The 19,775-nt window shown below is 60.2% G+C and carries 19 protein-coding genes; 9 read left to right on the forward strand and 10 right to left on the reverse strand.

From position 1 onward, the window contains the following. The first annotated feature begins 85 nt into the window (after positions 1-85). The 5 genes from hflK (AC1ROI_RS05535) to cfaB all read left to right on the forward strand — a co-directional run bounded on the left by hflK (AC1ROI_RS05535) (position 86) and on the right by cfaB (position 7,441). Entirely contained in the window at positions 86-2,044 is a 1,959-nt protein-coding gene (hflK, locus tag AC1ROI_RS05535) for a protease modulator HflK (protein ID WP_102594453.1), read from the forward strand. Beyond that, on the forward strand, positions 2,041-3,078 hold the full coding sequence (hflC, locus tag AC1ROI_RS05540; protein ID WP_102594440.1) for a protease modulator HflC: 1,038 nt from the start codon (positions 2,041-2,043) through the stop codon (positions 3,076-3,078). The genes hflK (AC1ROI_RS05535) and hflC overlap by 4 nt, the downstream gene beginning before the upstream one ends. Next, positions 3,075-4,133 carry a protease modulator HflK gene (hflK, locus tag AC1ROI_RS05545; protein ID WP_102594439.1) on the forward strand — a complete coding sequence of 353 codons (1,059 nt, stop codon included), beginning with the start codon at positions 3,075-3,077 and terminating at the stop codon, positions 4,131-4,133. The genes hflC and hflK (AC1ROI_RS05545) overlap by 4 nt, the downstream gene beginning before the upstream one ends. Continuing rightward, positions 4,130-6,040: a heavy metal translocating P-type ATPase gene (locus tag AC1ROI_RS05550; protein ID WP_102594438.1), complete on the forward strand. Its 1,911-nt coding sequence runs from the start codon at positions 4,130-4,132 to the stop codon at positions 6,038-6,040. The genes hflK (AC1ROI_RS05545) and AC1ROI_RS05550 overlap by 4 nt, the downstream gene beginning before the upstream one ends. A gap of 216 nt (positions 6,041-6,256) precedes the next feature. Further along, complete coding sequence (gene cfaB, locus AC1ROI_RS05555; protein WP_077748522.1) at positions 6,257-7,441, forward strand: C17 cyclopropane fatty acid synthase CfaB; 1,185 nt, start codon at positions 6,257-6,259, stop codon at positions 7,439-7,441. Here cfaB and cls read toward each other — a convergent pair. Beyond that, positions 7,438-8,877, reverse strand: a complete 1,440-nt coding sequence (gene cls, locus AC1ROI_RS05560) for a cardiolipin synthase (protein ID WP_102594437.1) — start codon at positions 8,875-8,877, stop codon at positions 7,438-7,440. The genes cfaB and cls overlap by 4 nt on opposite strands. 131 nt (positions 8,878-9,008) lie before the next feature. Between cls and AC1ROI_RS05565 the strand changes: the two genes are divergently transcribed. Next, positions 9,009-9,530: a DUF3617 domain-containing protein gene (locus AC1ROI_RS05565; protein ID WP_010465397.1), complete on the forward strand. Its 522-nt coding sequence runs from the start codon at positions 9,009-9,011 to the stop codon at positions 9,528-9,530. A gap of 79 nt (positions 9,531-9,609) precedes the next feature. Here the strand turns inward: AC1ROI_RS05565 and AC1ROI_RS05570 are convergent, their stop codons facing one another. Genes AC1ROI_RS05570 through folE2 form a run of 7 tightly spaced genes read right to left on the reverse strand, consistent with a single transcriptional unit; the run spans position 9,610 to position 15,757 of the window. Then, a complete protein-coding gene (locus tag AC1ROI_RS05570; RefSeq protein ID WP_102594436.1) occupies positions 9,610-10,515 on the reverse strand; it encodes a His/Gly/Thr/Pro-type tRNA ligase C-terminal domain-containing protein in 906 nt (301 codons plus the stop codon). 30 nt (positions 10,516-10,545) lie between these two features. Next, positions 10,546-11,883 (reverse strand): dihydroorotase, encoded by a 1,338-nt coding sequence (locus AC1ROI_RS05575; protein WP_102594435.1) that lies wholly within the window; start codon positions 11,881-11,883, stop codon positions 10,546-10,548. A 2-nt stretch (positions 11,884-11,885) separates the two neighbouring features. Continuing rightward, positions 11,886-12,446: a gamma carbonic anhydrase family protein gene (locus tag AC1ROI_RS05580; RefSeq protein ID WP_102594434.1), complete on the reverse strand. Its 561-nt coding sequence runs from the start codon at positions 12,444-12,446 to the stop codon at positions 11,886-11,888. Next, positions 12,443-13,318, reverse strand: coding sequence for a metal ABC transporter substrate-binding protein (locus tag AC1ROI_RS05585; protein WP_010465393.1), 876 nt, complete (start codon positions 13,316-13,318; stop codon positions 12,443-12,445). Before AC1ROI_RS05585 ends, AC1ROI_RS05580 begins: the two co-directional genes overlap by 4 nt. An 11-nt stretch (positions 13,319-13,329) precedes the next feature. After that, a complete protein-coding gene (locus AC1ROI_RS05590) occupies positions 13,330-14,196 on the reverse strand; it encodes a metal ABC transporter permease (protein ID WP_102594433.1) in 867 nt (288 codons plus the stop codon). Further along, positions 14,196-14,864: a metal ABC transporter ATP-binding protein gene (locus AC1ROI_RS05595; protein WP_102594432.1), complete on the reverse strand. Its 669-nt coding sequence runs from the start codon at positions 14,862-14,864 to the stop codon at positions 14,196-14,198. Before AC1ROI_RS05595 ends, AC1ROI_RS05590 begins: the two co-directional genes overlap by 1 nt. Next, positions 14,861-15,757: a GTP cyclohydrolase FolE2 gene (folE2, locus tag AC1ROI_RS05600; protein WP_010465390.1), complete on the reverse strand. Its 897-nt coding sequence runs from the start codon at positions 15,755-15,757 to the stop codon at positions 14,861-14,863. Before folE2 ends, AC1ROI_RS05595 begins: the two co-directional genes overlap by 4 nt. An 86-nt stretch (positions 15,758-15,843) precedes the next feature. Between folE2 and AC1ROI_RS05605 the strand changes: the two genes are divergently transcribed. After that, positions 15,844-17,040, forward strand: coding sequence for an N-acetylmuramoyl-L-alanine amidase (locus AC1ROI_RS05605; protein ID WP_083375423.1), 1,197 nt, complete (start codon positions 15,844-15,846; stop codon positions 17,038-17,040). On the opposite strand, the gene AC1ROI_RS05610 is transcribed toward AC1ROI_RS05605, so the two are convergent. Continuing rightward, positions 17,037-17,414, reverse strand: coding sequence for a glutamine synthetase (locus tag AC1ROI_RS05610; protein ID WP_083375424.1), 378 nt, complete (start codon positions 17,412-17,414; stop codon positions 17,037-17,039). The two genes, AC1ROI_RS05605 and AC1ROI_RS05610, sit on opposite strands and share 4 nt — an antisense overlap. Positions 17,415-17,557: 143 nt before the next feature. Here AC1ROI_RS05610 and zigA point away from each other — a divergent pair, with 143 nt between their 5' ends. Beyond that, entirely contained in the window at positions 17,558-18,766 is a 1,209-nt protein-coding gene (gene zigA, locus AC1ROI_RS05615) for a zinc metallochaperone GTPase ZigA (protein WP_102594431.1), read from the forward strand. Next, positions 18,766-19,416 carry a DUF1826 domain-containing protein gene (locus tag AC1ROI_RS05620; RefSeq protein WP_102594430.1) on the forward strand — a complete coding sequence of 217 codons (651 nt, stop codon included), beginning with the start codon at positions 18,766-18,768 and terminating at the stop codon, positions 19,414-19,416. Before zigA ends, AC1ROI_RS05620 begins: the two co-directional genes overlap by 1 nt. Here AC1ROI_RS05620 and AC1ROI_RS05625 read toward each other — a convergent pair. Continuing rightward, on the reverse strand, positions 19,413-19,769 hold the full coding sequence (locus AC1ROI_RS05625; protein ID WP_010465385.1) for a hypothetical protein: 357 nt from the start codon (positions 19,767-19,769) through the stop codon (positions 19,413-19,415). The genes AC1ROI_RS05620 and AC1ROI_RS05625 overlap by 4 nt on opposite strands. Positions 19,770-19,775: the final 6 nt, after the last annotated feature.

Here is a 19,775-nt window from a genome sequence, read left to right on the forward strand (position 1 = left end):
ATAGAGCGATTTAGTACAAAAATTTCACCACTTTCGTTATATCGTAACGAATTGCGATGTGGCCAATGATAAGCACTGGGGTGGTATGCGAGTCGATCTCGAAGTCGATGGAACGCAGGTAGCCGGGCTGCCGCGCTTTCAGCAGGCGGTTTTTCAAGGGCGGCGATTGCGTCAGTTCGCCATCGGCCTGAGTGCCTTGGCGGCGGTTGGGTTGGTGTTGGCGTTTTTTGTCGGGCTGTTTGCGCCGTTGTCGCTGTGGGCCCCGTTGCTGGTGAATCAGAGCGCCGGTTTGCTGGTGCTGATTGCCGGCCTGCAATCGGCATGGTGGGTGACTCAGTGGCGCGGGCAAGCGATGAATCCGCCGCTGCCAGAAGTTGTTTCGGATGAAACCGTTGCCCCCGATGGCTGGTATGAGCGACTGCTGGAGCGGCTCGGTCAGCGCTGGGTGCGCTTGCTCGGGCAGATCGGCGCACCGACCCTATGGCTCGCCGGTTGGGCACTGTTGGCGATCTACAGCATCAGCCAGTTCTGGAGCCTCGCGTTGGCGCCCGCAGCGTTGGGATTATCGGCAAGCGTCGGTGCCGTGCTGTCGTTGTTGCTGGCCTTCGGTTTGCTGGTGCTTGAGCGTCAGCTCGCCCAGGAAAACATCGCCCAATGGCCAGAAGCGGGGCAGTTGGCGCAACTGAGCCGGGTGGCGATCATTTGCCTGGTGCTCAGCGCGTTGTGTTTGTTGTTTGGCAGCGAAACTTCGGTCTGGCCAGTACGCCTTGCCGTGTTGATCGGGTTGCTGCCGGGACTGGTCGCGGCCGAGTTGCTGCTACGCGCCATGTTGTCGTTGTTCAGTCCTCGCCGTGAACACTTTGAACCGACGTTGCTGGCACGAAGTGTTGTCGCCGACATGCTGCGCTGGCCGCCACAACCGTTGCTGGCGTTGCAGCACGAACTGCATAACCGCTTCGGTATCGACTTGCGGCAGATCTGGGCCTTCACCTATATGCGTCGGGCATTTTTGCCGGTGATGGCGGTGGTGGCGATCGTCGGCTGGTCGCTCACCGGCGTCCACGAAATACCCCTGCAAGGGCGGGGCATCTACGAACGTTTCGGCAAACCGGTGGAAGTGTTCGGTCCGGGTTTGCACGCCGGTTTACCGTGGCCGCTGGGCCGGGTGTTGAGCGTTGAAAACGGCGTGGTTCACGAGTTGGCAACAAGCGTTGGCGAAACATCGGTGTCGGTCGTCCTGGAGCCTGCAGAAGGCCCGGCGCCGGCGATTGCCAATCGCTTGTGGGACGCCAGCCATGTGAACGATAAATCCCAGGTGATCGCCAGCAGCCGTGCCGACAAGCAGAGCTTTCAGATCGTTAACATGGACGTGCGTTTTGTGTACCGCATCGGTCTGACCGATCAAGCGGCGTTGGCTGCGACGTACAACAGCGCCGATGTACCGACGCTGATTCGCAGCACTGCCAGCCGGATTCTGGTGCACGACTTTGCCTCGCGGACCCTCGACGGTTTGCTTGGCGAGGACAGGGTAGGGCTGGCCGAGGAGATCGGCCGCGCCGTGCAATCTGATCTGCAGAAGCTCGACAGCGGTGTGGAAATTCTCGCCACCGTGGTGGAGGCGATCCATCCGCCGGCCGGTGCAGCCAACGCTTATCACGGCGTTCAGGCGGCGCAGATTGGTGCCCACGCATTGATCTCGCGTGAGCGCGGGGCAGCAGCGCAAGCGACCAATCAAGCGCAGTTGCAGGCCAGCATCGCTCGCGATCAGGCGAGCGCCAGCGCGCATGAAATCAACTCCGCCGCGCAGGCGGCTGATCTGAAATTCACCGCCGAACAAAAAGCCTATGCCAGTGCCGGCCAAGCGTTCTTGCTGGAGCAGTATTTCAGCCAACTGACCCAGGGTCTGGCCAACGCCAAATTGCTGGTGCTCGATCATCGTCTGGGCGGCACCAGCAATGCACCGACCATCGACCTACGTACCTTCACGCTGCCGGCCGATCCTGCGTCGCCGCGCAAAAGCGCTCAGCCAGGAGCTGCCCATTGAGCCAGTCGCACTCTCACGATCATGACGACCACGCCGGCCACGATCACGGACATGGCGGACATCACCACGGTCACCACCATCATCACGGTGATTCACAGGAAGCCGGTCCATTCCCGTGGCGGCGCATGGGTTGGGCGGCGTTGCTCGTGGCATTCGCCATCGCGGCAGCGAGTCTGGTGCAGGTTCGCTCGGGGGAGGCCACGGTGATTACTCGCTTCGGTAATCCGTCGCGGGTGTTGCTGGAGCCGGGTCTCGGATGGCGCTGGCCGGCACCGTTTGAAGCGGCCATTCCGGTCGACTTACGGCTGCGCACCACCTCCAGCGGTTTGCAGGATGTGGGCACGCGCGACGGATTGCGCATCATTGTTCAGGCCTACGTGGCGTGGCAGGTTCAGGGCGACCCGGACAATGTGCAGCGCTTTATGCGCGCCGTGCAGAATCAGCCGGACGAAGCGGCGCGGCAGATTCGCACGTTTGTGGGGTCGGCCCTGGAAACCACCGCGAGCAGTTTCGACCTGGCCAATCTGGTCAACACCGACGCCAATCAGGTGCACATTGCCGACTTCGAAGCGCAGTTGCGTAAACAGATCGATCAGCAGTTGCTGACCACGTATGGCGTTCGCGTGCTGCAAGTGGGCATCGAGCGTTTGACCCTGCCGTCGGTGACGCTCACCGCCACCGTCGATCGCATGCGCGCCGAGCGTGAAACAATTGCCACCGAACGCACCGCCATCGGCAAGCGTGAAGCCGCGCAAATCCGGTCCGCGGCTGAACGAGATGCGCGCATCGTGCAAGCTGATGCGACGGTGAAAGCTGCCGATATCGAAGCCCAATCCCGCGTCGAAGCCGCGCAGATTTACGGCCGTGCCTACGCCGGTTCGCCACAGCTTTACAACTTGCTGCGCTCCCTCGATACATTGGGCACGATCGTCACCCCAGGCACCAAACTGATATTGCGCACTGATGCCGCACCTTTCCGGGTGCTGGTTGACGGTCCACCGACCCTCGATAACAAGTCCGGGTCCCAGCCATGAATTTAGTTCCACGTGGAACACATGAGTTAAGCAGCCCCTGGATTCAGGCTGGGCGATTGGCTTTTTTGGCGCTTTACGGCGTGACCGTTCTGGCTGCGTTAGCGTGGGCATTCTCCAATGTGCGGCAGATTGATCCTCAGAATCGGGCGGTGGTCCTGCACTTCGGCGCGCTGGATCGCATCCAGAATGCCGGTTTGCTATTGGCCTGGCCGCGCCCCTTTGAGCAAGTGATTTTGCTGCCGGCAGCTGATCGGGTGATCGAGCGTCGGGTGGAGAATCTGCTTCGTAGCGATGCTGCGTTGCAGGCCGATCGGGTGGCGTCTTTCGCGACACCGCTGAGCGATACGCTCGCTGGATCGGGCTATTTGCTGACCGGTGACGCGGGCGTGGTGCAGCTGGATGTGCGGGTTTTCTACAAGGTCACCGAACCTTATGCCTTCGTGCTTCAAGGTGAACATGTTTTGCCGGCACTCGATCGGCTGGTCACCCGCAGCGCCGTTGCCCTGACGGCCGCGCGAGACCTGGACACCATTTTGGTGGCGCGACCGGAACTGATCGGTAGCGACAATCAGGCGGCAGAACGTCGCGAACGTCTGCGCGGTGATTTGGTGCAGGGCATCAATCAGCGTCTGGCCGAGCTGACCGCGACGGGACAGGGCCTGGGTATCGAAGTGGCGCGAGTCGACGTGCAATCGAGTCTGCCCGGCCCAGCGGTGAACGCTTTCAATGCGGTGCTGACCGCCAGCCAGCAAGCGGACAAAACCGTCGCCAATGCGCGCACCGAGGCCGAGAAACTGACCCAGGCCGCCAATGAACAAGGCGACCGGACACTGCAAGTCGCCCACGCCCAGGCGAGCGAACGGCTGGCCAAAGCTTCGGCTGATACGGCCACGGTGTTGAGCCTGGCCCAAGCGCAACAACAGGGCACTGACCCGCAAATGTTGCTGCGTATCTACCGCGAGCGGATGCCGAAGATTCTCGGCCAGGCCGGCTCAGTAACGACGGTCAATCCGAAAGATGATTCCCGCCTGATCATTCAGGGAGCAGCGCAATGACCACCCCAACCGCCGCCGCACCCAGCCTGTTGTCCTCGGCTGAACAACGCAGCGCTGCACGCCAATTGACCTTGGCCATGCTTGCCCTTGGCTTGCTCAGCCTCGGGTTGATCTGGCGCTGGCTGTCACCGGAGCAGACGGGCGTCAGTCAATTGCTGTTGGGTTTTGCATCGTTGCTGGTGGCCGTGCCAGTGATGCGTTCGGCGTGGTACAGCCTGCGATATCCAAGCTTGCACGGGATCACCGATCAGCTGATTGCCCTCGCCATGCTCGGTGCCTGGGCGACGGGTGATCTGCTGACTGCTGCGTTGCTGCCGATCATCATGATCTTCGGCCACGTGCTGGAAGAGCGCAGCGTGATCGGTTCCCAGGAAGCGATTCGTGCGCTCGGCAAACTGACCCGCAGTCACGCTCGCAAGGTTCAGGCTGACGGAGCCATCGTCGAAGTCGACAACGGCACCCTTAAAACCGGCGACATTGTCGAGGTACGTGCGGGCGACCGAGTGCCGGCCGATGGTCGGGTGTTGTCCGGTCAGGCCAGTCTGGACACGGCATCAATCACCGGTGAGTCGGTGCCGATCGAGACGGGTGTCGGCATGCAGGTCTTTGGCGGCGCGATCAATCTCGACGGTTTACTGCGCCTCGAAGTGACGCGCACCGGCAACGAATCGACCCTCGGTAAAGTCATCGCCCTGATGCAAAGCGCCGAGCGTTCGAAGCCGCCGATCACCCGTTTGCTTGAACGTTACGCCGGCAGTTACATGGTGCTGGTATTGCTGTTGGCCGCAGTGACCTGGTTTGTCACCAATGATGCCCAGGCGATGCTCGCGGTGCTGGTGGCGGCGTGTCCTTGCGCGTTGGTGTTATCGGCGCCGGCCACGGCGATTGCCGGCGTGGCGGTGGCGGCGCGGCACGGGATTCTGATTCGCAGCTCGGCGTTCCTGGAAGAGTTGGCGGACCTCACGTCGCTGGTGGTCGACAAGACCGGAACCCTGACGTTTGGCACCTTGCGCTTGCAGTCCATCGACAGCCCGCTGGAGGACCGCAGTCACGTGCTTAAACTCGCTGCGAGCCTCGGCTCGGCCAGCAGTCATCCGGTGAGCCGTGCGCTCGCCGGGTTGGTCACTCAGGAACATTTTCTGCTGCTGTCGGACATCCACGAGAGCCAGGGCCTGGGCGTAGTTGCGATGACGGAGCAGGGCGAAGCAGCGCTCGGCCGTCCAGAGCTATTCGCGCAACTGGGCATCGCCACTTCGGCGGTTCCCGAACACGATGGCCCGATTGCCGGGCTGGCACTCAACGGTGAATTCCTGGCCTGGCTGTTGCTGGCAGACAGCGTCAAACCTGAGGCGCGTTTTGCCTTGAGTGAATTACGTGAACTGGGTTTGGGTCGCCAGTTGTTACTTACGGGCGATCGGCAAAGCGTCGCACATACACTGGCACGGGATGTCGGCATCAGTGACGTTGAAGCGCAGGCACTGCCTGAGGACAAACTCAACCGGGTGCTGACGGAAATCGGCAACGGCTTCCGGCCGATGGTGGTGGGGGATGGCATCAACGATTCGCTGGCACTCAAGGCCGGCGTCGTGGGGGTGGCCATGGGCGCGGGTGGCGCGGACATCGCGCTGGCGTCGGCGGACATTGTGTTGATCGGCAGCGACCTGCGCCGTCTCGGCACCTGTGTCCGGTTGAGTCGCCAATGTCGGCAGACCTTGCAGGTCAACGTGATCATCGGTCTGGGCTGGACCCTGGCGATTGTCGCGTTTGCGGCATTCGGCTGGCTCGGTGCTGCGGGGGCGATGATTGCAGCGTTGCTGCATAACCTCAGTACGTTGTTGGTGCTCGGTAATGCGGGGCGTCTGCTGCGCTTTCAGGAGCCTTTGCTGAAAATCAAAGACGAGGCTTGAACGCCTCTAACCCAGGGCTATGAGGGCAAAACCGAGTTTTTAGAACTGTGCATCAAATTTGTAGTCATCTAGGGTAAGGACCATCTGCTTTTGTGGACGCACGACGGCTGGTTTAAGCGCCGCGAGTTATAGAAAAACGCTATTAAATCGATAGCCAGCTATTTTTCTAGGATGGTCTACCCTCACATCAGACGTCTGAAACAAGGGGGACTTTCCATGCTCGCGCAACTTCCACCGGCCTTACAGAATCTGCAGTTACCGCTACGCCTGCGACTCTGGGACGGCCATGAATTCAACCTGGGGCCGACGCCCAGCGTCACTATTGTGGTCAAGGACCCACAAATGGTTACCCAGTTCACTCACCCCAGCCTGGACGCGCTCGGAGCGGCGTTTGTCGAAGGCAAGCTGGAACTCGAAGGCTCCATCAGCGACGTGATCCGCGTTTGTGATGAATGGAGTCAGGCGTTGTTGAGCGAGGACGACGACAGTCAGCCTGTGCGCACGGTCCACGACAAGGAAACCGACGCGAAGGCGATTTCCTACCACTATGACCTTTCCAATGCGTTTTATCAGCTGTGGCTCGACAGCGACATGGCGTATTCCTGCGCCTATTTCGAGACCGGCAGCGAAACGCTGGAGCAAGCCCAGCAAGCCAAGTTCCGCCACCTGTGCCGCAAGCTGCGGCTGCAACCGGGTGAATACCTGCTGGATGTCGGTTGCGGTTGGGGAGGGCTGGCCCGTTTTGCAGCCCGCGAGTTTGGCGCGAAAGTGTTCGGGATTACCCTGAGTAAAGAGCAACTGGCCCTGGCCCGTGAAAGAGTGACCGCCGAAGGCCTGGACGATCTGGTTGAACTGCAACTGCTCGACTACCGCGATCTGCCTCAGGACGGGCGCTTCGATAAGGTGGTCAGCGTCGGCATGTTCGAACACGTCGGCCACGCCAACCTGGCCGAGTACTGCAAGACCTTGTTCGGCGCAGTGAAAGAGGGCGGCCTGGTAATGAACCACGGGATCACCGCCAAGCACACGGATGGCCGACCTGTAGGGCGCGGTGCCGGGGATTTCATCGAGAAATATGTGTTCCCCAACGGCGAGTTGCCGCACCTGTCGATGATCTCCGCCGAGATCAGCGAAGCCGGGCTGGAGATCGTCGATGTCGAGAGCCTGCGCCTTCACTACGCGCGCACCCTGGACCATTGGAGCGAACGCCTGGAGGACAATCTGGAAGCGGCTTCAAAACTGGTTCCGGAACAGGCGCTGCGGATCTGGCGGTTGTACCTGGCGGGATGCGCTTACGCGTTCGCCAGAGGCTGGATCAACCTGCACCAGATCCTCGCGGTGAAAGCCCACGCCGATGGCAGCCATGAACTGCCTTGGACGCGAGACGACATCTACCTTTAGAGAATCGGTGAAATAAGCCGGGCGATCCGCATGCCGACCTGTTGCAGGCGGCGGGTCTCCCGGCTTTCTTCTTTGGCGATCTCGTGGGCCTGGGCGAAGTCATCATTGAGCATCCGTTCCACCTCGGCGGCAAACGCGCTGTCGACGGTCAGTAACATCACTTCGAAATTGAGCCGGAATGAGCGGTTATCCAGGTTGGCGCTGCCAATGGCGCTGATTTCACTGTCGATCAACACCACCTTCTGATGCAGGAAACCCGGCGCGTACCGGAACACGCGCACGCCTGCGCGCACGGCTTCGAAAGCATAAAGGCTTGAGGCCGCGTAAACGATTCGGTGGTCCGGTCGTGAGGGCAGAAGCAGCCGCACATCCACGCCTCGAAGAGCGGCCAGTCTCAACGCAGCGAACACGGCTTCGTCGGGGATGAAGTAGGGGCTGGTGATCCACACCCTTTCTGTTGCCGCATGGATGGCTTCGACGAAGAACAATGAACAGGTTTCGTAGGAATCGGCCGGGCCGCTGGCGAGTAATTGGCAGAGCACACCGTCGTCCGGATACACGTCCGGCAGGATCAGTGGTGGCAATGATCGCGCCGCCCAGAACCAGTCTTCGGCAAACGATTCCTGCATGCAGGCCACCACCGGCCCGCATACGCGCACGTGCGTATCGCGCCAGGGTGCCAGCGGCGGTTTCTCGCCCATGTATTCGTCGCCAACGTTATGCCCGCCGACGAAGCCCAGAATCCCGTCGACCACGACGATCTTGCGGTGATTGCGGAAGTTGACCTGGAAGCGGTTAAGCCAGCCGCTGCGGGTGGCGAAGGCTTTGACCTCTACGCCGGCATCGCGCAACGGCTGCACGTAACTGTGGGGCAGGGAATGGCTGCCGATGCGGTCGTACAGCAAGTGTATGGCCACGCCTTCTGCGGCTTTCTTGAGCAGCAGGGTTTGCAGGCGCTGGCCGAGGCGGTCGTCGTGGATGATGAAGAATTGAATCAGCACCGCTTCCTTCGCGTTGTCGATGGCTTCGAAAATTGCGTCGAAGGTGACTTGGCCGTTGATCAGCAAGCGCACTTCGTTGTTCGCCAGGCACGGCATGCGCCCCAGTTTCGGCATCGCCCGCAGGGACGCGTAGGCGTTGGAGGCGCGTGCGGTCAGCGCCTCTTCTACCCAGGGGCGCCAGTTGAGCTCTGAGATCGCCTTGCGCATTTCCTCGTTGGCCTGGCGCCGCGCCTTGATGTAGCCATCGAAGGTGCTGCGGCCAAAGACCAAGTACGGAATAAGCGTGAGGTAAGGCATGAAGATCAACGACAGGGCCCAGGCGATAGCGCCCTGGGCGGTCCGGACGGTGAGTACGGCGTGGATGGCTGCGATCAGGCCCAGCGTATGAAGCAGTGCAATCATGTAGCCGAAAATGTGCGGTCCAAAGTAATCCATGGGGCAGCCTTGCTCCTGAAGATTCAATGCTTAACAGACCATGTTCCGTGCAGAATGTCGCTATTTAATTGGCCCATGAACTGAAGCCTGTGGCTGACGTCTAACGGCCACTACTGATCAGGAGTTACTCGATGAACGTTCGTCTGCTGGGTTTGGCCGTGGCTTTAGGTTTAGCAGTTCCCCTGGCCGCTCAGGCGCAGATGCTGCAGCCAGGTTTGTGGGAGTTGACCACGAGCAACATGAAGGTCGATGACCAGAACCTGCCGGACTTGCAGCTGATCCTCGGCCAGTTGCAGGGCCAGATGACCCCGCAACAGCGTGCGCAGCTGGAGAAGCAGGGCATCACCATGGGCGGAAAGGGGATTCGGGCGTGCCTGACGCCGGAGCAAGTGAAGTCAGACAATATCCCGCTGACGGACCCGCAATCGGGCTGCAAACAGGAAATCACTGACCGCAGCGGTAATCAGTGGAAATTCCGTTTCAGCTGTCCGAAAGCGCAGGGCGCGGGGGTCGCCACTTTCCTCAGTGATCGTGAGTTCACCACCAAGGTCAACGGCACGTTCAATGCGACCGGCCTTCAGCAGAAGGGTAGCCTCGATACCCGTGCGGTTTGGCTGGGTCAGGATTGCGGGACGGTCAAGCCGAGGGCTTAAAAGCTTCGCGGGCAAGCCTCGCTCCTACAGGGTCGGTGCAGATCCTGTGGGAGCGAGGCTTGCCCGCGAAGGGGCCGGCTCAGACTCTCGCAATGCCAATTGACCTCAACCACTCACACACCGCATCAACCGCCATCCTGCCGAAATCCTCTCCGGTGCGGCTGCGCACACTGACAAACCCGCCGGCTTTTTCTTTCTCACCGATCACCACCAGATACGGCACTTGCTGACTGTGCTCGCGGATCTTGTGGCGGACTTTCTCGTTGCGCAGATCAGCACGAGCGCGCACGCCACCCCGGCGCAACGCCTCGGTCACCGACTGTGCGTAATCCGCCTGACGCTCGTCCATGCTGACAATGATCACGTGCAGCGGCGCCCGCCAGTCATCCAGTTCCTGTTGGCTGGGCCAGCACGTTCCATAAATCCGTTGTGGCGCGGTGCCGCTGATGTGATCGAGCGCGAATGCCTGCAACACCCGGGTTGCGGGAACATGCGGCCCCACTGACAGACACTCGAAGTCCCCAAGGAGATAGGGCAATGACTTTTCCGGGGGCGTCGATCCGGTTGGCGGCTTTCTGCGCCGGATCGAATGGTTGGTTGCAGCCAGTGTCCTCATGCGCGCTTCGATACCGGCAAGGTCGACCAGGTGTAACAGACGCTCAAACGCAAACTCGTAGAAGAAGCCATCACCCATCGCCGATCCGATCTGTAATTGCGCTTTTGGATAGAGTTGCTTGATGGCCACTGCCAGCATCAATGCGCAGGAGCGTCGCAAGATCTCCAACCCATCGGGCTCCTGAGGCGTGACGATGCCGACCCGGGCATCGGCCTCGATCATGAACTCACAGTCCACCAGAACACCGTCCACCCGACCAGCCACGGCCGCTCTGGCCAGCGCGGCACCGATGCTCGCGGCGAATTCATACACCGACAACGGCTGGTCGTATTCACGCAATGAACCATCGCTCAGGGTGATGTGAATCATGTCGGTGCTCTCGAGTGCAATTAACGCGCGTTAGCGCATAAACCGTAGGGGTAAACCCTGGCAGTTGTCATTAAGACGTTTGTCGTGCCAGGCGATTTGCCCCGATACGATCGTGGTGCTGACGCTGTGGCGAAAACGCTGGCGAGCGAAGGGTGTCCAGCCGCATTGCGACAAGATCGGCTGCCTGGAAACGGCCACGCCCTCTGGCTCGGCTTTGATCAGAACGAGGTCGGCCCAGTAGCCTTCGCGCAGATAGCCACGGTCGGGAATGGCAAACAGATCAGCCACGCGATGACTGGTCTTGGCCACGAGGGCAGTTATCGGCAGTACTTCGTCGATCACCAGTTCCATTAACGCGGGCAGGGCGTGTTGCACCAGTGGCAATCCGGACGGGGCCTGGTGATAGGGCCGTTGTTTTTCCGCCCAGGTGTGCGGCGCGTGATCGCTGCCGATGACGTCCAGCCGATTGCTCATCAGGGCTTGGCGCAGGGCATCACGATCGGCCTGAGTCTTGATCGCCGGATTGCATTTGATCAGGTTGCCGAGACTCGGGTAGTCGCGATCATCGAACAGCAAATGATGCAGGCAGACTTCGGCGGTAATGCGCTTATGTGTCAGCGGTTTGTCTTCGAACAATGCCAGTTCACGCGCGGTGGTCAAATGCAAAACGTGCAGGCGGGTGCCGTGTCGCCTGGCCAGGTCCACGGCCATTGAGGACGAACGAAAGCACGCTTCGGCATCGCGAATCTGCGGGTGCACCGAGGCGGGAATGTGCTCCCCTAAACGCTCGAGGACTTTTGCAGCATTGGCTTCGATGCTGGGTGTGTGTTCGCAATGGGCCAGCAGAAGGGTCGGCACCTCGGCGAACAATCGTTCGAGCGTCTGCGGATCGTCCACCAGCATGTTGCCGGTAGAGGCGCCCATGAACACTTTCACACCGGCTACTTCACAGGGATTGAGCGCCGCCACGGTGTCGAGGTTGTCGTTGCTCACGCCGAAGTGAAAGCCGTAGTTGGCGACGGAGTTGATCGCTGCTCGACGCTTCTTGTCATCGAGTGCCGCGAGGGTCAGGGTTGCCGGATTTGTATTGGGCATGTCCATGAAACTGGTGATGCCGCCCGCCACGGCCGCCCGCGATTCGGTGTAAAAGCTACCCTTGTCCGGTGCCCCGGGATCTCGGAAATGCACCTGGTCATCGATCATTCCAGGCACTAGCCACTGTCCTTGTGCATCGATTTCGACGTGGGCATTTTCTCCGTGGATACTGTCCGCGATCTTCACGATCCTGCCGTTGCTCACCAGCAGGTCGCCATCGAATTCACGACCTTCGTTCACCAATCTGGCATTGCGAATCAGCACGCTGCTCATGGTTAAAACTCGTTCTGCAGGGCTTTGTAGCCGCGCACCAGGTCGACGTTGGTGCGCGCCACGTCCTCGGAAAATTCCGAGGCACTGACGCTCACCGGTGGGAACTGCGACAGGTCGGTGTTGGGGCCGATACGGGTGGTGGAGGGCACGTAGAAGTCTTCGGGCAAGTCACGACCGTCGACCACCGAGTTGTGCCGCACCACGCAGCCATCGCCGACCGCGCAGTTGAACAGTACGCTGTTGAAACCGATGAACACTCGATCGCCAACCGTGCAAGGGCCATGAACGATGGAGCGGTGAGCGATTGAACTGAACTCGCCAATGGTCACCGCCGCGCCGGACTTGGAGTGGATCACCACACCATCCTGAATGTTCGAGTTGGCGCCGATAGTGATGGGCTCCATCTCGCCTGACGCGTTCACTTCGTCAGCCCGAATGACGGCGTAGGGGCCGACGAAGACGTTCTCGCCAATCACCACCTTGCCGCAGATGATCGCAGTTTTATCCACATAGGCGGATTCCGCAATCAGTGGCAAATCGCCTGAGGGGTTCTTGCGGATCATGGCTTGCTCAATGCGTCGTAGAGGGTGTTGAGGTTGTATTCGAACAGGCCGGCAAAGGTACTCGCCGGACCGCTTGCGGCGAGCGCATCGGAGTACAACGTGCCACCGATGTGCGCGCCGCTTTCATCGGCAATCTGCTTGAGCAGACGGGCATCCTTGATGTTTTCCATGAACACCGCTTTGACCTTGGCCTGACGAATCTGGGTGATCAGTGCCGCGACTTCCGCGGCTGAAGGTTCGCGTTCCGTAGACAGGCCTTGCGGCGCCATGAAGTCGATGCCGTAGGCCTGGCCCAGATAACCGAACGCATCGTGAGAAGTGACGATCTTGCGATTGCCCGGCGGTAGCGAACCGAGCTTGGCCTTGGCTTGGGCGAGCAGTGCGTAGATCTGTTTCAGGTAGGCCTGGCTGTTGCGTTGGTAGTCGGCTGTGTTCGCCGGGTCGGCGGCGATCAGCGCCTTGGTGATGTTGCTGATGTACAGCTCGGTGTTGGCCAGGTTGTGCCAGGCGTGAGGGTCGGGCACGGTCTCGCCGTCTTCATCCAGGGAGCGCGGGATGACGCCGTGGCTCGCACTGATGACGGGGGCCTTGGTCTCGGTGCTGGTCACCAGGCGGTCCAGCCATGGCTCGAAACCCAAACCGTTTTTGATGATGAGTCTGGCCTTGAGCAAGGCTTTGGCATCGTCCGGAGTCGGCTCGTAGGTGTGGGCATCGGCGTCAGGACCGACCATGTTGGTGATCTGGATATGGTCGCCGCCGACCTGATGGGTCATGTCGGCAAGGATGCTGAAACTGGTGACCACCTGAAGTTTTTCCGCCGCAGACAACGACATCGACAGCATCAAACTGAACAGCACGAGTAAAGCGCGCATCGGAAAGAACCTCATTGGGATGTGAGCAAAGGTGGGCGGCGCAGCAAACCGTGCACCGGACCGAACACCACGGACAGCGCATACATACCGCCCGCTACCAGCACGATCGCCGGGCCGCTGGGCAGCGAGTAATAGAACGACAGCAATAAGCCGAGCCATACCGAGAGGCAGCCGAGCAGGGCGGCAATCGCTATCAACATGGGTAAACGGCGACTCCAGAACCGCGACGCGGCGGCCGGCAACATCATTAAACCGACCACCATCAAGGCACCGATGGCCTGGAAGCCGATCACCAGATTCAGTACCACCAGGGTCAGGAATACGCCGTGAGCCAGCGGGCCAAGACGGCTGACGGTTTGCAGGAAAAGCGGGTCGAGGGTGTCCAGCAGCAAGGGTCGGTAGATCAGCGCCATGGCGATCAGGCTGAACCCGGAGACCCACAGCATGCCGGTCAGCGTCGGCCCATCGACCGCCAGCGCGGAGCCGAACAGCAGGTGAAGCAGGTCCAGGCGTTTGCCGGCAATGCCGAGGATCAGCACGCCGCTGGCAAGGGAAATCGGATAGATCGCAGCGAGGCTCGCGTCTTCGCGCAACCCCGTTCGGCGGGTGATCCATGCGGCGAGTCCGGCCATGCTCAGGCCTGCACCAAGTCCGCCAATGGTCAGTGCCGGGAGGCTCAAGCCGGCGAACCAGAAACCGAGCGCTGCACCCGGCAGGATGCCGTGAGCCACCGCGTCGCCGATCAGGCTCATCCGGCGAAGGATCAGAAACACGCCCAACGGCGCAGTGCTGCAAGCCAAGACCAATCCGCCCAAGAGTGCCCGGCGCATGAATACAAACTCGTGGAACGGTTGCCAAAGCTGAGCGGCAGCGAGCATCAGGCCACCTGCGCTTGCGGTGGTTGGCGGATCAGTTCGGTACTGGGTCCGAGGATGCAGCCGCTGCTTTTGATCAGCAGGCTTTGAGGAATGTGTTGGCGAACGGCGGCCAAGTCATGACACACGACCACCAGGGTTCGACCTTCGGCGTGCCAGTTATGAAGGTGTTTCCAGAGCAGCGACTGGCCCAGCTCATCGAGCGCGGCGTGGGGTTCATCGAGTAACAGCAAAGGCGCTTCGGCAAGACTCAAGCGAGCGAGCAGGGCGCGCTGCAATTCGCCGCCGGAAAGGGCCATCAACGGGCGCTGTTCCAATCCCGTCAGGCACCAGTCTTCCAGCACGGCTTTGATACGTTGGTGGCGTATCTCTGGCGATTGCTTGCTGCCCCAGAAACCAGCGGCTACCAACTCCTGAAGGCTGATGGGGAATTGCCTGTCCAGGTGCTGCTGTTGAGGGAGGAAGGAAAGCGATCCCTTGCGTGGAATAGCGAGGCTGACTTTTCCGGCCAAGGGTTTTTGCAGCCCCGCGATGACTTTCAGCAGACTGCTTTTACCCGAGCCATTGGCGCCGATCACGGCAGTCAGACTGCCTTCGGGCAATTCAAAATCCACAGGGGGCGTAAGCGGTTGACCGGGCGCCCCCCAGCGCAATGCCTGACAACGGATCATGCGGTTACCCAGTTCCATCGGCTTTCGGCAACGGCATCGTGGGCATGAAGGCTTTCGGCGTGGACGACGCGTATGTGGAAAGCGTTGATACCGGGAGAGCGTTTCAAGGCCAGATTCAATCGGCGAGCGGCGTCCTCGCAGAACATCAGGTTTTGCCCATTGGCCAGGGCGAAGGCTTGTTCATCGGCACGCTTCACCGCGGTTTGTACGGCGGTGCCGAGTGCCGCTTCGGCGTCATTGATGAGTGCAATCAGCGGCAGGTCATCCAGGTAGTCGTCCAGCCGCAGCTGTAAACGTGCGTTGCTGCGTTGGCTGTGCGGTGTCGCAACGATGCCTTTGGTAGAACCAAGCCACGCTAATACATCAGCGTGTTGCAGCGACTTGTTGGCGAAGTCGTCGACGAATTGTTGCTGAATCAACTGCCGGGCAAGTGCGGCTGAACACGGACAGGTCGAGGAGTATGGAACATCGATTTTTAGTTCCACGTGGAACATCGCGTTTTTCAAACGCGCTTCGATGCTCACTGGATAGGTTTTCCAGCCGGCCAGCGGACTGATCAACGCCGGCCTTTTGAGCAGTAAATCCGCATCAATTTTTAAGTAAGCGCCGTGGGACAGCCCTTCATGACTGTCGAGAAAACGTTGAAGAGCTCGCCGCAATAGGGCGGGCGTCAGGTTTTCCTGCTCAAGTGCTTCCAGCGCTAAATACAGCCGGGACATGTGAATACCGCGCGCTTCTCCATCATCGAGGCTCACGCCGGCGTCCACCTTTGCGCTAAGCCGTTGGCCATCGAACAACACAGGAAGAGCGATGCCGCACATGCCCACCCAGTCGAGTGGCAGGGCTTGGCGTGAAGCCTGCGCGGCGATATCCGGCAGAGTCAGCGCATTCATGAGCAGGTCCGTCGTAGGAGTGGGGTTCCATATGTTATGTTATTACATTGAAATCGGCCATGCCTTTTTCACGAGCGGCTTCCAACATGCACCGACGTCACTTGCTCAACTGGATGCTGGCCTGCGCGGCCTTCGCGTTGCCCTTTGGTGTTTCGGCTACGCAGATTCGCAACGCGCGGCTCTGGCGATCGGATGACAAGCTGCGTCTGGTGTTCGATTTGAGCGGGCCGGTGCAGTACAAAACCTTCTCGCTAAGCACTCCCGAGCGGCTGATTGTTGACCTGCGTGGTGCCAGCCTCAGCGGTGACTTCAGCCAACTGGCGCTTGGCAATACGGTCATTCGTTCGATCCGGTCCGGGCGTTTTGGTCAGGGCGATACGCGGATCGTCCTCGACCTCAGCGGCCCGGTTCAGCTCAACAGCTTTCTGCTGCCGCCGCAGGATGGCCAAGGCGACCGGCTGGTCCTCGATCTGAAGCCATCAGCGCCGCTCAACATCGTCGAGGCGACCCAGGCGAGGGTCGACAAGGCTCACCCCAGGCGCGACGTCATCGTGGTGGTCGACCCCGGTCACGGCGGCAAAGACCCCGGTGCAGTGGGCGCCAAAGGGGAGCGAGAGAAAGACGTCGTCCTGTCCATCGCCCAGCTATTGGCCAAGCGGTTGAAACGCGAGAAGGGCTTCGACGTGAAGCTGGTGCGAAACGACGACTTCTTCGTTCCGCTGCGTAAACGTGTCGAGATTGCCCGCAAGCACAACGCCGATATCTTCATCTCGGTGCATGCGGACGCGGCGCCGCGTCTCACCGCTTCAGGCGCGTCGGTGTATTGCTTGTCGGAGGGCGGCGCCACCTCGGCCACGGCGCGTTTCATGGCGCAGAGGGAGAACGGCGCGGACTTGTTGGGCGCCACCAGTCTGCTCAATCTCAAGGACAAGGACCCAATGCTCGCCGGGGTGATTCTCGACATGTCGATGAATGCCACTATCGCCGCGAGCTTGCAGCTGGGCAGCACCGTGCTCGGCAGTCTGGCGGCCATCACCTCGCTGCATCAGAAGCGTGTGGAACAAGCGGGATTCGCGGTGCTGAAGTCGCCGGACGTGCCATCGATCCTGGTGGAAACCGGCTTCATATCCAACGCCCGCGACAGTCAGCGACTGGTAACCGCCCGCCATCAGCAGGCTGTGGCTGATGGATTATTCGAAGGATTGCAGCGCTATTTTCAGAAGAACCCGCCGCTCGACAGCTACATCGCCTGGCAACAGCAACAGAAAAAAGCGCAGGCCTAGCAGCCGCTGATCCTGCTACAGGTGAACCTGGCGCTACTGCCGCCTGAGCTGGAGAAGCGGTTGATCGTAGTCCAGCCGACTCGCCGGTTGTAACCGACCCAGGCTTCGCCGTCGGAGGCGATGCCGGTGAAAAACGTGAGCTGACCGTAACGGCTGTTGGTCTGCGCCCAATAGCGTTTGCCTACCCTTTCGAAACCGCGCAAGTAGATCGTGCTGCCAACGGTGTTGACGCTATAGGCATTGCCATTGGCATCCACGCAGGCGAGCAGATTGGCGCTTCGGGTGCATGTGGCCAGGTTCGGGATCTGAGCCCGGGCGTCTATGGCGAGCAACAGCGAAAAGGTAACCAGCGCTGATTTCAGGGCAATGCGCATGGGAATTCTCACGGCGTGGGCGGGTTTCAGCATCGTACCCTTTATCGTGAAGGACAAGAGCAGACTGGCTTGATTGCATTGTTATACTATAACATTGAAATCAGCCCGACACTGCGATCGGGCATCTCTGTGAGGAAATCCTGATGCCCAATCGTCTCCCCGTGACCGTCCTGTCCGGCTTTCTCGGCGCCGGTAAAAGCACGCTGCTCAATTACGTGTTGCGTAATCGCGAGAACCTGCGAGTCGCGGTAATCGTCAACGATATGAGCGAGATCAACATCGATGGCAGCGAAGTCCAGCGCGATGTCAGCCTGAATCGTGCCGAAGAAAAACTCGTGGAGATGAGCAATGGCTGCATTTGCTGCACCTTGCGCGAAGACCTGCTCGAAGAAGTCAGCAAGCTCGCCAGGGAGGGGCGTTTCGATTACCTGTTGATCGAATCCACCGGTATCTCCGAGCCATTGCCCGTGGCCGAAACGTTCACTTTTCGGGATGAAGAGGGGCAGAGCCTGGCCGACATCGCGCGGCTCGACACCATGGTCACGGTGGTCGATGGCATGAACTTCCTGCTCGACTATCAGGCGGCCGAAAGCCTCGCTTCCCGTGGTGAAACATTGGGCGAGGAGGACGAGCGCTCGATCACCGACCTGCTGATCGAGCAGATCGAATTCGCCGACGTGATCCTCATCAGCAAGATCGATTTGATCAGTCGCCACGAACGTGAGGAGCTGATCGCGATTCTTGAACGCCTCAACGCTCAGGCGCACATCATCCCGATGGTCATGGGTGAAGTCCCCCTGAAGGAAATCCTCAACACCGGGCGTTTCGACTTTGAAAAGGCGGCTCAAGCGCCAGGCTGGCTGCAGGAGTTACGCGGCGAACACGTGCCGGAAACCGAGGAGTACGGCATCGCCTCGACGGCTTACCGAGCTCGCCGACCGTTTCATCCGCAACGTTTTTTCAGCTTCATCGATCGACCGTGGGTGAACGGCAAACTGTTGCGCTCCAAAGGCTTTTTCTGGCTGGCCAGCAAGCATATGGACGCGGGTAGCTGGTCCCAGGCCGGCGGCTTGATGCGCCATGGTTTCGCCGGGCGCTGGTGGCGCTTCGTGCCGAAAACCCAGTGGCCGCAGGACGAAGAGAGCATGGCCGGGATCATGGAAAACTGGACGGCAGCCACCGGCGATTGCCGTCAGGAGTTGGTGTTTATCGGCCAGAACATCGACTTTGCGCAACTCACCGCCGAACTCGATAATTGCCTGCTGAGCGATGATGAAATGGCCTTGGGTATCGAAGGCTGGCGTTTGCTGTCAGATCCGTTCGGCCCTTGGGACGAAGAGGTTGCCGCCTGATGCTGGCGCCCAGTCTGAAGCTGCGGCCGGTCGTTCATCAGGTTCAAGGTGAAACGCCGCAAACCCTGACCCGAATTCTTGAAGACGGGGTAAATCTGGCGATCTGGCAGCGCCAGCTCCCGGCGCACATCAGTGATTTCGGGTGCTTGTTGCTGTCCCTGAACGAGCCACTGGCCGAGTCGCTGGTCCTGGAACTACCCAACGAAGACACCGAACCCGATCTGCATGAATTGGCATCCGGTTTCCGCGATCTCGAAGGCTATGCCGGTTTCATTGCCGACGTGTCCTGGCTGGTCAGCGCATTCGCTTGTCTGTTGGACGCCAAGCGCATCGGCCTGCGCGTGCGTGTTCTGGAGAAGGCCATGTGCCCGCGTTTTCACGTCGATCATGTGCCGGTGCGGTTAATCACGACGTATTCCGGAGCTGGCAGTCAGTGGCTGAAAGAAGGGGTGATGGATCGCCGGCAACTGGGCCAGCCTGGTGCCGAGCCCACGAAGCATTCGCTGATCGAGCAGATCGTCAGCGGTGAAGTGGCACTGCTGAAAGGCGAGAAATGGCACGGCAACGAAGGATTCGGCCTGATCCACCGTTCGCCGCAACCCGCGTCGGGCGAACGCCGTTTGATCCTGACCCTGGATTGGCTGGCCTAAGGCTTGAGCCAGTTGCCCTGGCTCTGGCCTTCGCAAAACGGCTTCAGATACGCCGCATCGGTGGCTACGCCGTAATAGTGAATATCCTGTCGGTAAGGCATATTGGCGACTTGGGCGTTGCTGCACACGCCGAACGCGCCCGTGGGACATTGGTCGACGTATTGCACGTCGACTTTCTGCCCGGGAAGGTTCGGCTGGCAGAATCCGTCGGCGAAGAGCTTTTGCGGGATGTTGCGGTTCTGCTGGCAGACTTTCACGTCAAGTCGCTCGGCTGTGCTATGTACCACGCAAGCCTGGGCCAGCGCCTCACCGGAACAGAGCGCCAACAGCAACGACAATTCCATCAACCGCATCCATTA

It is taken from the genome of Pseudomonas sp. GW823-FHT02C02, assembly GCF_058797635.1.

What these genes read in the sequence shown, in the direction of transcription:
- hflK (WP_102594453.1), top strand. Translation starts at nt 86, where the DNA reads ATGCGAGTCGATCTCGAAGTCGATGGAACGCAGGTAGCCGGGCTGCCG.
- hflK (WP_102594439.1), top strand. Translation starts at nt 3,075, where the DNA reads ATGAATTTAGTTCCACGTGGAACACATGAGTTAAGCAGCCCCTGGATT.
- AC1ROI_RS05550 (WP_102594438.1), top strand. Translation starts at nt 4,130, where the DNA reads ATGACCACCCCAACCGCCGCCGCACCCAGCCTGTTGTCCTCGGCTGAA.
- cfaB (WP_077748522.1), top strand. Translation starts at nt 6,257, where the DNA reads ATGCTCGCGCAACTTCCACCGGCCTTACAGAATCTGCAGTTACCGCTA.
- cls (WP_102594437.1), bottom strand. Translation starts at nt 8,877, where the DNA reads ATGGATTACTTTGGACCGCACATTTTCGGCTACATGATTGCACTGCTT.
- AC1ROI_RS05565 (WP_010465397.1), top strand. Translation starts at nt 9,009, where the DNA reads ATGAACGTTCGTCTGCTGGGTTTGGCCGTGGCTTTAGGTTTAGCAGTT.
- AC1ROI_RS05570 (WP_102594436.1), bottom strand. Translation starts at nt 10,515, where the DNA reads ATGATTCACATCACCCTGAGCGATGGTTCATTGCGTGAATACGACCAG.
- AC1ROI_RS05575 (WP_102594435.1), bottom strand. Translation starts at nt 11,883, where the DNA reads ATGAGCAGCGTGCTGATTCGCAATGCCAGATTGGTGAACGAAGGTCGT.
- AC1ROI_RS05580 (WP_102594434.1), bottom strand. Translation starts at nt 12,446, where the DNA reads ATGATCCGCAAGAACCCCTCAGGCGATTTGCCACTGATTGCGGAATCC.
- AC1ROI_RS05585 (WP_010465393.1), bottom strand. Translation starts at nt 13,318, where the DNA reads ATGCGCGCTTTACTCGTGCTGTTCAGTTTGATGCTGTCGATGTCGTTG.
- AC1ROI_RS05590 (WP_102594433.1), bottom strand. Translation starts at nt 14,196, where the DNA reads ATGCTCGCTGCCGCTCAGCTTTGGCAACCGTTCCACGAGTTTGTATTC.
- AC1ROI_RS05595 (WP_102594432.1), bottom strand. Translation starts at nt 14,864, where the DNA reads ATGATCCGTTGTCAGGCATTGCGCTGGGGGGCGCCCGGTCAACCGCTT.
- folE2 (WP_010465390.1), bottom strand. Translation starts at nt 15,757, where the DNA reads ATGAATGCGCTGACTCTGCCGGATATCGCCGCGCAGGCTTCACGCCAA.
- AC1ROI_RS05605 (WP_083375423.1), top strand. Translation starts at nt 15,844, where the DNA reads ATGCACCGACGTCACTTGCTCAACTGGATGCTGGCCTGCGCGGCCTTC.
- AC1ROI_RS05610 (WP_083375424.1), bottom strand. Translation starts at nt 17,414, where the DNA reads ATGCGCATTGCCCTGAAATCAGCGCTGGTTACCTTTTCGCTGTTGCTC.
- zigA (WP_102594431.1), top strand. Translation starts at nt 17,558, where the DNA reads ATGCCCAATCGTCTCCCCGTGACCGTCCTGTCCGGCTTTCTCGGCGCC.
- AC1ROI_RS05620 (WP_102594430.1), top strand. Translation starts at nt 18,766, where the DNA reads ATGCTGGCGCCCAGTCTGAAGCTGCGGCCGGTCGTTCATCAGGTTCAA.
- AC1ROI_RS05625 (WP_010465385.1), bottom strand. Translation starts at nt 19,769, where the DNA reads ATGCGGTTGATGGAATTGTCGTTGCTGTTGGCGCTCTGTTCCGGTGAG.